Origin of the sequence: Rhodococcus ruber, assembly GCF_016804345.1 — a bacterium.
GTDB classification, from domain to species: Bacteria; Actinomycetota; Actinomycetes; order Mycobacteriales; family Mycobacteriaceae; genus Rhodococcus; species Rhodococcus ruber.
Genome location: NZ_CP044211.1, coordinates 210,725 through 224,192 on the forward strand (window position 1 = coordinate 210,725; position 13,468 = coordinate 224,192).

At 70.3% G+C, this 13,468-nt stretch carries 11 protein-coding genes and 1 riboswitch; all 11 genes read left to right on the forward strand.

Annotation, left to right across the window (positions count from 1 at the left end; translation table 11 throughout):
• The first annotated feature begins 2 nt into the window (after positions 1 to 2).
• Positions 3 to 962 carry an ABC transporter substrate-binding protein gene (locus F1734_RS01030; protein WP_203011761.1) on the forward strand — a complete coding sequence of 320 codons (960 nt, stop codon included), beginning with the start codon at positions 3 to 5 and terminating at the stop codon, positions 960 to 962.
• 28 nt (positions 963 to 990) lie between these two features.
• Entirely contained in the window at positions 991 to 2,121 is a 1,131-nt protein-coding gene (locus F1734_RS01035) for an FAD-dependent oxidoreductase (protein ID WP_040272907.1), read from the forward strand.
• Positions 2,118 to 2,621 carry a GNAT family N-acetyltransferase gene (locus tag F1734_RS01040; protein ID WP_010594201.1) on the forward strand — a complete coding sequence of 168 codons (504 nt, stop codon included), beginning with the start codon at positions 2,118 to 2,120 and terminating at the stop codon, positions 2,619 to 2,621. Before F1734_RS01035 ends, F1734_RS01040 begins: the two co-directional genes overlap by 4 nt.
• Before the next feature lie 225 nt (positions 2,622 to 2,846).
• Positions 2,847 to 4,091: an LLM class flavin-dependent oxidoreductase gene (locus F1734_RS01045; RefSeq protein WP_010594202.1), complete on the forward strand. Its 1,245-nt coding sequence runs from the start codon at positions 2,847 to 2,849 to the stop codon at positions 4,089 to 4,091.
• Positions 4,088 to 5,446 carry an NtaA/DmoA family FMN-dependent monooxygenase gene (locus F1734_RS01050; RefSeq protein WP_010594203.1) on the forward strand — a complete coding sequence of 453 codons (1,359 nt, stop codon included), beginning with the start codon at positions 4,088 to 4,090 and terminating at the stop codon, positions 5,444 to 5,446. Before F1734_RS01045 ends, F1734_RS01050 begins: the two co-directional genes overlap by 4 nt.
• 12 nt (positions 5,447 to 5,458) lie before the next feature.
• Complete coding sequence (locus tag F1734_RS01055) at positions 5,459 to 6,880, forward strand: MFS transporter (protein ID WP_040272915.1); 1,422 nt, start codon at positions 5,459 to 5,461, stop codon at positions 6,878 to 6,880.
• Between the two features lie 45 nt (positions 6,881 to 6,925).
• Positions 6,926 to 7,017, forward strand: a riboswitch (SAM riboswitch).
• A gap of 204 nt (positions 7,018 to 7,221) precedes the next feature.
• A complete protein-coding gene (locus F1734_RS01060) occupies positions 7,222 to 8,853 on the forward strand; it encodes an ABC transporter substrate-binding protein (RefSeq protein WP_010594205.1) in 1,632 nt (543 codons plus the stop codon).
• A gap of 3 nt (positions 8,854 to 8,856) precedes the next feature.
• Entirely contained in the window at positions 8,857 to 9,888 is a 1,032-nt protein-coding gene (locus F1734_RS01065) for an ABC transporter permease (RefSeq protein ID WP_203011253.1), read from the forward strand.
• A complete protein-coding gene (locus tag F1734_RS01070) occupies positions 9,881 to 10,774 on the forward strand; it encodes an ABC transporter permease (protein WP_010594207.1) in 894 nt (297 codons plus the stop codon). The genes F1734_RS01065 and F1734_RS01070 overlap by 8 nt, the downstream gene beginning before the upstream one ends.
• Positions 10,771 to 12,372 carry a dipeptide ABC transporter ATP-binding protein gene (locus F1734_RS01075; protein ID WP_040272918.1) on the forward strand — a complete coding sequence of 534 codons (1,602 nt, stop codon included), beginning with the start codon at positions 10,771 to 10,773 and terminating at the stop codon, positions 12,370 to 12,372. The genes F1734_RS01070 and F1734_RS01075 overlap by 4 nt, the downstream gene beginning before the upstream one ends.
• Positions 12,362 to 13,465, forward strand: a complete 1,104-nt coding sequence (locus tag F1734_RS01080; RefSeq protein ID WP_203011254.1) for an LLM class flavin-dependent oxidoreductase — start codon at positions 12,362 to 12,364, stop codon at positions 13,463 to 13,465. The genes F1734_RS01075 and F1734_RS01080 overlap by 11 nt, the downstream gene beginning before the upstream one ends.
• The last annotated feature ends 3 nt before the right edge of the window (positions 13,466 to 13,468 follow it).

A 13,468-nucleotide genomic window follows, 5' to 3' on the forward strand; every position in this document is an offset into this window, starting at 1 on the left:
TGATGTCCGCGTTGACCCGACGCACGAGGCTGGTCGCCTCGGCCCTGACCGCCGTCGCCCTGCTGTCGGTCGCCGCCTGCGGCACCAACGAGCCCGACGCGGCCGGCGCCGCCGGCTACAACCTCACCGCCGACCAGAACCGCATCACCACCGACCCCGTACCCGAGATCGCGGCCAAGGTCCCGCAGCCCATCCGCGACCGCGGCACCCTCATCGTCACGGGGTCCGCCGGCACCGCACCTCCGCTGCGGTTCTATGCCGACGACGACAAGACCATCATCGGCTCCGAGACCGACTTCGCGCATCTCCTCGGCGACGTTCTCGACCTCGACGTCGAGCTCACCGCCGCGGACTGGGCACAGAACTTCGTGCGCGTCGACTCCGGTGAAGCGGACGTGTTCATCTCCAATGTCACCGTCACGGAGGAACGCAAGGAGAAGTACGACTTCTCCACCTACCGTCTCGACAACCTCGCCTTCGAGGTGACGAAGGACAGCGGGATCGAGGTGAAGGATCCGAAGGATGTCGCGGGTCTGAAAGTCGGGGTGAGCTCCGGCACCAACCAGGAGGCGCTCCTCGTCGAGTGGAACGAGCAGAACGTCGCCGCGGGCCTCGAGCCCACCGAAATCCTCTACTTCCAGAACGCCACCGACTACTACCTCGCGCTCGGCTCCGGCCGCATCGACGCCTACTTCGGGCCCAATCCGTCCGCGTCGTTCCACGTCATCCAGGCCGGGGAGACCGAGATCGCCGGCACGTTCTCCGGCGCGGGTGCGGACCTGCAGGGCGAGATCGCGGTCCTGACCAAGAAGGACAACGGCCTGATCGAGGCGATCAACGAGGCGCTCAACCACGTCATCGAGAACGGCACCTACCAGCAGGTGCTCGACCGATGGGGTATCGCGAACGAGGCTGTCGCGACCTCGGTGATCAATCCTCCGGGCCTGCCGAAGAAGCAGTAGCCGGACAACAGCCAGGGGAGGGACAGCAATGAGTCAGGTGGAGCGCCGGGCCGACATCGTGATCGTCGGGGGCGGCGTCATCGGGTCGGCGGCGGCGTGGCGCCTGGCCGCCCGCGGGAAGGCGGTGATCCTGCTCGAACAGTTCGAGCCGGGTCACCGTCGCGGCGCCTCGCACGGCAGTTCCCGCATCTACCGGCAGGCATACGACGGCGAGTTCTACACGGCCCTCGCCGGCCGTGCCCTGCCGCTATGGCGGCACCTGCAGGACACCACGGGCACGGAGGTACTGACCCTCACCGGTGCGGTCGACCACGGACTGCCCGCCGTCGTCGAAGCACGTGCCCGGTCGCTGGCCGCCCTCGGCGTCCGGCACGAGGTCCTCGAGCCGCGTGCCGCGGAACGTCTTTGGCCCGGAATACGGTTCGACACAACCGTCGTGCATCATCCCGAGGCGGGACGGCTGCACGCCGACCGCGCGGTCGCCGCGTTCCAGGAGGCCGCGGCGCAGGCCGGGGCCGACGTGCGGCACGGGACCGTCGTCGAAAGCCTGCACAGTCACGGACACGGCGTCGACGTGGTCACCCCGGACGCGGTGGTGCGCGCCCGGCACGTCGTCGTCGCGGCCGGCGCGTGGTCGCACCGGTTGCTCACCCGGGCTTCGGATCCGGCGCCCCTCCTCCCGGCGATGCGCACCACGCAGGAGCAGCCCGCGCACTTCGTTCCTGTCACGGGGCCCGACTGGCCGAGCTTCGTCCATCACCCCGGCGCGTTGCTCACGACAGCCGGCATCTACGGGCTCGGCTCCGAGGACGGCATCAAGATCGGCGAGCACGGCACCGGACCCGAAGTGACGCCCGAGACGAGAACCTTCCGGGCCGACCCCGCCGGCCTCGCGCGGCTCGCCGCCTACGCCGCCCGGTGGCTGCCCGGCGTCGACCCGGGCAGCGCCGTGGCCGACACCTGCCTGTACACCAGCACACCCGACAGCAACTTCGTCGTGGACCGCATCGGCGCCGTCGTCGTGGCCGCGGGCTTCTCCGGGCACGGCTTCAAGTTCGCCCCCGCGATCGGCGAGCTGATCGCAGGTCTCGTCGAGGGCACGGCCGTCGCACCGGAGCCGTTCCGGTTCGGCACCCGGGAGGCGGTGACCGCGCGGTGACCACCGCCCGCCACATCCAGGTCTGCACCGTGCGGCAGGACGACCCGCTGGCCGCGCCGCTGCTCGCCGAACTCGCCGTCGAATACAGCACCCGCTACGAACGTCCGCTCGACGAGCAGATCCATACCCTCACCACCCACCCGGCCGACGAGTTCGCCGGACCCGACGGCACGTTGCTGGTGCTCGTCGAAGACGACGAACCTGTCGCCGGTGGCGCGTTCCGGCGCTACGACGCGACCACCGCTGAGCTCAAGCGCATTTGGACGTCGAAAAAGCACCGGCGGCGCGGACTCGGCAGACTCGTGCTGGAGGAACTCGAGGCCGAGGCGGCCCGGAGGGGGTACGCCCGCATCTACCTGACCACCGGGTGGCGTCAACCCGAGGCAGTCGCGCTGTACCTGGCCGCGGGATACACCGCCCTGTTCGATCCCGGCCGACCGGCCGAGGAGATCGGGCCGCACCCCTTCGAGAAAGTGCTGATCCGGTTGCGGACGGACTGAACCGCGCCGAGCGGCTCGAAGCAGTGCACGAATCGGACGTCCGCAGCCGTCGTGACGGGTGCGGACGTCCGATTCTCGTGTGAACTCTCCGCCGCCACGATCCTCCCGAAGACCCCCACCAGGCCCGGCAGCATCGCGAGCCCGCGGTGCTGCCGGTGCGCCCTGCTGCCGGACGCCCCTGTGACGCCACCGATCCCCGCCGCACACCGACCAGGAGTCTCGCCGATGACCTCGACAACACCCGTCCACCTCGCCGTCGCGCTCGACGGCGCCGGTTGGCATCCCGCCGCGTGGCGTGAAGAGAATTCACGCCCCGACGAATTGACCTCACCCACGTACTGGGCCGATCTCGTCACCACCGCGGAACGCGGGCTGCTGGACTTCGTCACGATCGAGGATTCCCTTGCCGTACCGGCGAACCCGTACACGAGCGAGGACCCCGACGCGGTGGACCGGGTACGGGTCCGGCTCGATGCGCTCCTGATCGCCGCGCGGGTTGCACCGTCGACCCGGCACATCGGGCTGATCCCGACGATCACCACCACGCACACCGAACCGTTCCACGTGTCCAAGGCGCTGGCCACCCTCGACTACACATCGCACGGTCGCGCCGGCTGGCAGGTCAAGGTGTCCTCCTCCGCGCAGGAGGCCGCACACTTCGGCCGGCGCGACATCCCCGGACTCGACAAGCGCGACCGGCAGGCGCTCGCCGAGAATCGCCTGCCCGAGTTCGTCCACGACCTGTTCGACGAGGCCGCCGACGCCGTCGAGGTCGTTCGGCGGCTGTGGGACAGCTGGGAGGACGACGCGGAGCTCCGCGACGTGAAGACGCGACGGTTCATCGACCGCGACAAGCTGCACTACATCGACTTCGAAGGCCGGTTCTTCCACGTTCGAGGGCCGTCGATCACGCCCCGACCGCCGCAGGGGCAGCCGGTGGTCGCACTGCTGGCCCACCGCGACCTTCCGTACGAACTGGCCTCGCGGCAGGCAGATCTGGTGTTCGTCACCCCGTCGGACACCCGCCGCGTGCGTGACCTCGTCGACGAGGTCACGGCGGCGGGGGTGCGGGTCGGGCGTGTCGGTGAACCGCTGCGGGTGTACGCGGACCTCGTGGTCTTCCTCGACACACCGCGCGAGAGCGGCGCCGAGCGGCTCCGGCGTCTCGACGCACTCGCGGGCAGCGCATTCGACTCGGATGCACTCGTGTTCACCGGATCGGCGACCGAACTCGCCGACCGGATCGGTGAGTGGCGTCGACAGGGTATCGACGGCTTCCGGCTCCGGCCCGGGGTGGCAGTCGACGACCTCGACGTCATCGTCGACGTGCTCGTCCCGATCCTGCAACAGCGCGAGTTGTTCCGCTCCGAGTACCCCGACACGTCCCTGCGCGGACTTCTGGATCTGCCGACCGACATTCCCCACCGCTACGCCGTCACCACGGCCGGAACCGAAGGACACGACCGATGAGTACACGCAAGCAGGTCATCCTCGGGGCCTACCTCGGCGGTGTCAATCACCACACCGCATGGTGGGATCCCCGGGCGGGCAGCCAGATCGAGTTCTCGACCTTCGAGCACACCGCCCGTACCGCCGAGCGCGGCAAGTTCGACTTCTTCTTCCTCGCCGAGGGCCTCGTGCTGCGCGAGCGCGCGGGCCGGATCTTCGATCAGGACATCATCGGCCGGCCCGACACCTTCACGGTCCTCGCGTCGCTGGCCGCCGTCACGGACCACCTCGGCCTGGCCGCCACCATCAACGCGACCTTCAACGAGCCGTACGAGCTGGCTCGGCAGATCGCCTCTCTCGATCACCTCTCCGGCGGCCGGGCCGCGTGGAACGTGGTCACCTCCTTCGATGCCTTCACGGGGCGCAACTTCCGCCGCGGCGGCTTCCTGGATCGCTCCCACCGGTACGAGCGCGCGGAGGAGAACCTGACGCTCATCCGTCAACTCTGGAATTCGTGGCGTAGCGACGACATCGTCGCCGACAAGGCCGGCGGCCGGTTCCTGCGTCGACCCGACGCCGGCGCCTTCGAACACCACGGCAACCACTTCGACGTGCACGGCAGGTTCACGGTTCCGCGCAGCCTCCAGGGACGCCCGGTGATCCTCCAGGCCGGGGTGTCCCCGCAGGGCCGGGACTTCGCTGCCGCGAACGCCGACGCCATCTTCTCCCCGTACGGGAAGCTGCCCGAGGCCACGGAGTTCTACCGAGATGTCAAGGCCCGGGCGATCGCTGCCGGCCGCTCCGCCGACGACATCAAGATCCTGCCGTCGGCGAGCTTCGTGATCGGTGACACCGAGGCCGAGGCCGTCGAGAAGTACCACGAGATCCGTAACCAGCAGGTCACCGGGCAGACCGCCCTGATCCTGCTCGAGCAGATCTGGAATCGGGATCTGTCCGAATACGATCCGGAGGGCCCGCTGCCGGACATCGATCCCGACCCCGACGCCGAGCCGATCATCCAGGGACGGGCGTTCGTCCACCAGGACCGGTTCGAGACCGTCGCACGGCTCCGCGCGATCGCGGAGGAGAAGAAGCTGACGCTGCGAGAGGTCGTGATCGACCAGTTCGAGCGCGGACCCCTCGTCGGTACCGCGGCACGGATCGCCGAGCAGATCGACGCCTTCGTGCAGAACGACGGCTCGGACGGGTTCATCCTCGGTTCGCACCTCGTGCCTTGGGGGCTCGACGATTTCGTCGACGAGGTGGTGCCCCTGCTGCAGGACCGTGGTGTCCTCCGCGTCGAGTACACCGGAACCACGCTGCGGCACAACCTCGGGCTGCGGGTGCCGGCCGATCCGGTGGCGGTCGGCGGTTAACCCACCTCCCGCGTGACACTCACCGATCGGGCGCAGACGCCCCGGCAGACGACGTCAGTGGTGCCGGTCTGTGCGGCCGCCGGCTTCACCACCCTGCTCGATTCGTCGGTGCTGAACATCGGCCTTCCCGCCTTGCGGACCGGTCTCGACGCGGGCGTTTCGCAGGTGCAGTGGATCCTGGCCGCATACTCGCTGAGCTTCGGTCTTGCGCTGGTCCCGGCAGGCCGGCTCGGCGATGTGGCCGGCCGGCGGCGGCTGTTCCTCGCGGGCATGACCCTCTTCGCGGTCATGGGGGTGTGCGGAGCTGTCGCGTCCGACCCCTGGACGGTCGTCGCCGCACGGGCCGGTCAGGGGGTCGGGGCGGGCCTGATCAGCGCGCAGGTGCTCGGGATCCTGGCCGAGAACTACACCGGCCCGGCGCGCGCCCGGGCCCTGGCCGCCTACAGCACGGCCGGAGGCCTCGCCGGGCTGTGCGGTCCACTCGTCGGTGGGCTGGTGCTCGGCGCTGCACCCGGGGACTACGGGTGGCGTGTTCTGCTGATTCTCAACGTGCCGTGCGCACTCGTCACACTCGTGCTCGCGGCCCGCCGCCTGCCCCCGGATCGGGGACGACCGTCGGCCCGCAGCGGGGTCGATGCCGGGGGCCTCGCGCTGCTCGCGGCGGCCACGACGCTGGTGATGGTGCCCGTGGTCTCCGAACCGGGTCCGGTGGGTGCGGTGTTCGCCGTCGGGGGAGCGGCGGTCTCACTCGCCACCTTCCTATGGTGGGAACGCCGTGTCGCCGTGCGCGGCGGCAAGCCCGTGCTGCTTCCCGAACTGACCGGATCCGGCGGATACATCCTCGGCACCTTGGTCGCACTGTTCTGGTTCGGTGCGGTGCTGTCCCTGAACACCGTCGTGAGCCTGTACCTCATCGAGGGGCGCGGCTATGCCGCGGTCCAGGCCGCCGCCGTGCTGTCCGCCGCCGCCGCGGCGATGGCCGTCGCCTCGGCCGTGGGGTGGCGGGTCGTCGCGCGATACGGCCGGGTGACGGTCGTCGTGGCGGTGGCGGCCGAGATCGCCGTCGTCGGTGGCTACGCCGCCGCTGTGCGGCACGACGCCACGATGCCGGTGTTCGTGGCGCTGGCCGCTCTGTCGGGCCTCTCGGGTGGATTCGTGGATGCACCCAACCGGGCGCTGACGCTCGAGTCGTCCCCGGCGGGCGGTCACGGTGTCGCGGCCGGGTTCCTGCAACTGTCACAGCGGTTGTCCGCGACGGTCGCCCTCGCCGCGGTGTCCGGCCTGTATCTGTCGGCGCTGGCGACGGACGGGGACGACTTCGCCGGTGCCGCGTCGGCCGGCCTCGCGGTGTGCGCCGCCATGCTCGCGGTGTCGCTGCTCTGTGCGCTCGCCGACCGGCGCCGTCGTGCCGACGCCGGGTTTCGATCACGGTGAGCGAAAGGGTTCTCCGAACTCGTTCGCAACGCGTACGGTCACCGGGAACCATCCAGAGCGACCGAGAGACCCGGCTCGACGACGTCGCAGCAACCCCCTGCCGCAGGTGAGGGTGCTACCGCCGGGAACGATGGAGGAGAAGGCATGGCAGGCGAGGGGTTCGTGGGCGCGTGGGCGCGCCTGCACGTCGACCTGTGCCGTCAGTGCTCGGGCCTCTGTCGCCCCCGATCCTGTCGCGCCTGAGCGGCGCAACCCAGTCGAAGAACTACGACCGTCTGCCCGGCCGGTGGCATCGCGAAGCGCGGTGCCATCGGCGCCTCACGAGATCATGGAGTTCCCCGGTGCCTGTTCCGTTCACCTCTGCCGCCCGACGTCGCGCCGTCGCGGGCGCCACCGCCGCAATCCTCACCGGTGGGCTCGCCGCGTGCGGCGCCGACACGGCGGGCACCTCCTCCGGTGGCGGCACCCCGCAGCCCGGCGGCACCCTGCGCTACGGCCTGTCCCAGGCCCCCACGTGTGCCGATCCCGCGCAGGCCGGCAGCAACCAGACCATCTACGTCGCCCGTCAGATCGTCGACTCGCTCACCGATCAGGACCCCGGGACCGGTGAACTGAAGCCGTGGCTCGCCGAAAGCTGGGAGGTGAACGGGGACGCCTCGGCGTTCACGTTCCGGCTGAAGGACGGCGTGACATTCAGTGACGGCACCCCGTTCACCGCGGAGTCGGTGAAGAAGAACTTCGACGCGATCGTCCAGACCCTCACCGGCGCCAAGGCAGCGCTGGCGGCGAGCTACCTGTCGGGGTACACCGGCACCACGGTGCTCGATCCGCTCACCGCCCAGGTGTCCTTCGCCGGACCGAACGCGCAGTTCCTGCAGGCGTCGTCGACGCTGCAACTCGGCTTCCTGTCCGACAGGGACGTCGCGAAGTCCGCGGAGGAACGCTGCGCCGGCGACCTGTCCGGCACCGGTCCCTTCGTCTACGAGGACTACCAGCAGGACAAGTCCGCCACGCTGGTCAAGCGCACTGGATACTCGTGGGGATCCGACGTTTTCGCGCACGACGGCGAGGCCTACCTCGATCGCATCGAGTTCACGATCGTCCCGGAGTCCGGTGTACGCACCGGCAGCCTCGCATCCGGCCAGCTCGACGCGATCAGCGATGCGCTGCCGCAGGACGCTTCCCAGATCGAAGGCAGCGGCGGACGGATCCTCACCACGCCGAACCCGGGTGTCCCGTTCGGTTTCCAGCCGAACGTCACCCGTGGCGTCCTGACCGATCCGGCGGTGCGCGCTGCGATCGTGCCGGCCCTCGACCGCCAGGAACTCGTCGACACCGTCCTCGGCCCCGATTTCCGGCCCGCGACCAGTACCCTCGCCTCCCGCACCCCCGGCTACGCCGCACTCGACGACGTCACCTACGACCCGGCGAAGTCGAAGTCGATCCTCGACGCCGCCGGCTGGGTTCCCGGCCCGGACGGCATCCGCGTCAAGGACGGCAACCGCCTGTCCTTCTCGGTGCTGTTCAGTTCGGTGTTCGCCGGCAACCAGGCGATCCTCGAGCTCGTGCAGCAGCAGCTGCGCGAGGTCGGTATCGACCTGCAGCTCGACCTGGTCTCCACCCCGGAAGCCACTGCCCGGCAGGGCACGAAGGACTTCGACGCCACCTACTACAACAGCACGCGCGCCGACGGCGACATCCTGCGCACCACGTTCGGACTCGACGGGCGCAACCTCAACAACCGCGGCCCGATCCCGGCGCTGGACGAGGTCCTGTCCGCGCAGCTGCGCACCACCGACCCGGCCGAACGCGGCGAGCTGATCGAGCAGGCACAGCAGCTCGTCCTCGACAACGGCCTGTGGCTGCCGACCGTGGAGCTGTCCCAGGCCATCGGTGCGGCGGGGGCGGTGCAGGACCTGAAGTTCGAGGCCTCCGCCCGGTTGCAGTTCTTCGACACCTGGCTGAGCGAGTAGACCATGGCCCGGTATCTCGGTTCCCGGCTCGTGCAGGCGCTGTTGGTGCTGTGGGCGGCGTTCACCGTCTCGTTCGGCGTGCTGTACCTGCTGCCGTCCGACCCGGTGAGCATCGCGGTCGACGGCGCCGGCAGCGGCACACCGGTGGATGCGGCCGCTGTCGCGCAACTGCAGGAGCGGTACGGGCTCGACCGTCCGTTGTCGGGGCAGTACCTTACTGCGCTGAGCAACGCCGTCCGGGGTGACTTCGGCATCTCGATCGTCACGGGACAACCCGTGACCGACGCGATCGCCGCCGCCGTACCCAGCACCCTGGCCCTGGCCGCGGTCGCCCTGGCGCTCGCCGTGCTCCTCGGCACCTCGATCGCGTTCGTCGCCACGTACACGCGCGCCCGGTGGCTGCGCAGCACGCTGTTCTCGCTGCCGCCGCTCGGTGTCGCGGTTCCGACCTTCTGGGTGGGACTGGTTCTGCTCCAGCTCTTCTCGTTCCGGATGAAGCTGCTTCCGGCATTCGGCGACCAGGGCATCGAGCATCTGGTGCTGCCCGCGATCACCCTCGCGCTCCCCACCGGTGCGGTGATCGCGCAGGTCCTCGCCGCCAGCCTGCAGACCACATGGCGGCAACCGTTCGTCGAAGCAGCTCGCGCCAAGGGCGCGTCCCGGTGGCGCATCCAGACCCGGCACACACTGCGGCTGTCCAGCATCCCCGCATTCACTATCGCCGGGGTGACAGTCGGCAACCTGTTGGCGGGGTCCGTGGTCGTCGAGACGGTGTTCTCCCGCGCCGGTGTCGGTCGTCTGACCCAGACTTCGGTTCTGGCGCAGGATATTCCCGTCGTCCAGGGCATCGTGGTCTTCAGTGCGGTGATCTTCGTGCTCGTCAACCTCGCGGTGGACCTGGTCTATCCGCTCATCGATCCACGCATCGCCGACGGCCGTCGCGGCGGCGGTTCGCCCTCGCATCCGACGCCCGCCGAGGTGACCACCGAACTCACCGGCTTCGCGGTGGAGGAGGAGAGGAAGGCTCATGTCTGACGTCCTGATCCGGGAACCGGTCGCCGCATCCGCGCAGGCCGCGGCCGGGCCACACGGACCGTCCCGGCTCCGGGGAGCGACGAGCGCCCTGCGCCGCTACGGGGTTCTCGTGGTCTCGACGACCGTGCTGCTCCTCGCCGTCGGCTTCGCCCTGTTCCCCTCGGTCTTCGCGTCCGGTGATCCGCTGCAGGGCGTCCCGGCCGACAAGTTGCAGGGGCCGTCCGCGGCGCACTGGTTCGGCACCGACAACATCGGGCGCGACGTGTACACCCGGGTCGTGCACGGTGCGGGCCTGTCCCTGACCGCGACGCTCGTCGCCGTCGGAATCGCTCTCGTCGTCGGCTCGCTCGTCGGGTTGCTCTCCGGCGCGGTCGGCGGAGCGGTCGACGGGCTACTCATGCGGGCCGTCGATGTTCTGCTGTCCATCCCCGCCCTGTTGCTGTCCCTGGCGCTCGTCACCGCGCTCGGATTCGGCACCATGAACGTGGCGATCGCGGTCGGCGTCGGGCTCGTCGCGAACTTCGCCCGCGTGATGCGGTCGGAGGTCCTGCGCGTGCGCCGCGCCCTGTACGTCGAGGCGGCGTTCGCATGCGGTGCCCGCTGGCACAGAGTCCTGCGCCGGCACGTGCTGCGCAACTCGTACGCCCCCGTCGTCGCGCTCGCGGCGGTGGAGTTCGGCATGGCCGTGCTCGCTGTGTCGTCGCTGAGCTTCCTCGGCTTCGGCGCGGTGCCGCCCACCCCGGAGTGGGGATCGTTGATCTCCGAGGGCAGGAACTACCTGGCCACCGCCTGGTGGATGACGACGCTGCCCGGCCTGGTCATCGTGGCGGTCGTCCTGTCGGCGCATCGCCTCGGTCACGCCATCGAAGAACGGAGCACTCGATGACCGCGCCCCTGCTGGACGTACGCGACCTGCGGGTCGAGTACGGCAGCCGTCGCGACCCGGTCACCGCGGTGGACGGGGTCGGCTTCACGCTTTCCCGGGGTGAGGTCGTCGCGGTGGTCGGCGAGTCCGGTTCCGGCAAGTCGACGACCGCACACGCGATCCTGGGCCTGCTGTCGGGCAGCGGCAGGATCACCGGCGGCACCGTCACGTTCGACGGGCAGCGACTGGACACCCTGCCCGAACGCGCCTTCGAGAAGGTGCGCGGTGCCCGCATCGGACTCGTGCCCCAGGACCCCACCACGTCCCTGAACCCGGTCGTCCGCATCGGTGACCAGGTCGCCGAGGTCCTGCGTATCCACGGTCGCGCCGACCGGCGCACCGCGAAGATCGACGCGCGGCGCATCCTCGCGGAAGCCGGCCTCGACGATCCCGAACTCCGTGCCAGGCAGTACCCGCAGGACCTGTCCGGCGGGCAGCGGCAGCGCGTGCTCATAGGCATCGCGCTCGCATGCCGGCCGGACCTCGTCATCGCCGACGAGCCGACCAGCGCGCTCGACGTCACCGTGCAGCGGCGCATCCTCGACCACCTCGACAGCCGCATCGCCGAGACCGGTACCGCGGTCCTGCTCATCACCCACGACCTCGGCGTCGCCGCCGACCGCGCCGACCGCATCGTCGTGATGAGCCAGGGCCGGATCGTCGAGACCGGGCCGGCCCGGCAGATCCTCGAGAACCCCCGGCACGAGTACACCCGGGCGCTCGTCGCCGCCGCACCGAGCCTCGCCGGCACCGCGGCCCGGCCCGGCCGCGGACCCGCGGAACCCCTGCTCACCGTGTCCGGGGTATCGAGGACCTTCCGCATCGACCGGCGCACGTCGCTCGAGGCGGTGCGCGACGTCTCCTTCTCGGTTCCGCGCGGTCGCACTCTGTCCCTGGTCGGCGAGTCCGGTTCCGGCAAGTCCACGGTGTCCCGCATCGCGATCCGACTGGAATCCGCCACGTCCGGGCAGGTCCGGTTCGACGGGCGGGACATCACCGCGCTGCGCGGCCGGGACCTGCGCGAGCTCCGCCGCCGGGTGCAGATCGTCCACCAGAACCCCTATGCGGCCCTGAATCCCAAGCTCCGCATCCGCGACGTCGTCGCCGAACCGCTCGAAGCCTTCGGCATCGGCACGAAAAGCGAGCGCGCCGAACGTGTTGCGGAGCTGATCGGGCAGGTGGCGCTGAGCACGGCACACCTCGAGCGCAGACCCGCGGAACTGTCCGGCGGACAACGACAGCGCGTGGCGATCGCCCGCGCGCTCGCGCTGCACCCGGAACTCCTCGTGCTCGACGAGCCCGTCTCCGCGCTCGACGTGTCGGTCCAGGCGCAGATCCTCGACCTGCTCGCCCGCCTGCAGGACGAGCTGGGGCTGAGCTACCTGTTCATCTCCCACGATCTTGCCGTGGTCCGGCAGATCAGCGACACCGTCGCGGTGATGCGGTCCGGCGAAATCATCGAATCCGGGACCACCGCAGAGATTTTCGACAGACCACAGCACGAGTACACGAAACTGCTGCTCGATGCCATTCCAGGGAAGGTTCGGCATGCCCGATAGTTCACACTTGTTGCTCGCCCTCGAATTCCGCGGAACCGGCTCGCATCCGCATTCGTGGCGTCGCAAGGATTCACGCGCGGAGGACGTGTTCACCGCCCGCTACTGGGCGGATATCGTGGGCAGCGCGGATCGTGCCGGCGTCGACCTGGCCTTCCTCCCCGACTCGTTCGGTATCGACTCCGGTGCGGACACCGTGCGCGGCCGGCTCGAAGCGGTCGGCGTCGCCGCCCGGCTGTCCGCCGTCACCTCGCGGATCGGGCTGATCCCCACCGCGACGGTGACCCACACGGAACCGTTCCACGTGGCCAAGGCCGTGCAAACCCTCGACCACACCACGGCCGGCCGTGCGGGGTGGCAGGTCGCCGTCTCCGAGGGTGAGGACCGGGCCGCCCTGTTCGGCCGCAAGGGCACCCAGGGCACCGGCTCACTGTGGACCGAGGCCGCCGAGGCCGCCGAGGTCGCGGCCCGCCTGTGGGACAGCTGGGAGGACGACGCCGAGATCCGCGACGTCGCCACCGGCCGGTTCGTCGACCGGGACAAGCTGCACTACATCGACTTCGTCGGCGAGCACTTCTCCGTCAAAGGTCCGTCGATCACGCCCCGGTCACCCCAGGGCCTGCCCCTCGTCGCCGTTGCGGCAGCGGACGAGCAGTCGTTCGACTTCGCCGCAGAACGCGCCGATCTCGTGCGTATCGAGGCCGCCGACCTCGGGTCCGCCGCGAACCTGGCCGAGCGCCTGCGCGCGCAGGCCGGTGATCGGCGACCGGCGGTGCTGCTCGACATCGACGTGCTGCTCGCCGCGGACGACGCCACCGCCGCCGCGGACCTGGCCCAGCTCGAGAACTGGGCCGGCGCTGCCTACACGCCGGAGTCGCTGTTCTACCGCGGCGGCCCGGCAGGGCTGCTCGCACTCCTCGGGGACGTGGACGGCCTGGACGGCGTGGTGCTACGTCCGCTGGCCCTCGCCGGCACGGTCGCGGCGCTCACCGAACGGGTCCTGCCGGTGTTGCGGCGGCAGGACCCGACGTCCACTGGAACCCTGCGGGACCGTCTCGGCCTGCCGCGCCCCGTCAACCGCTACGCCACCGCCTGAGGA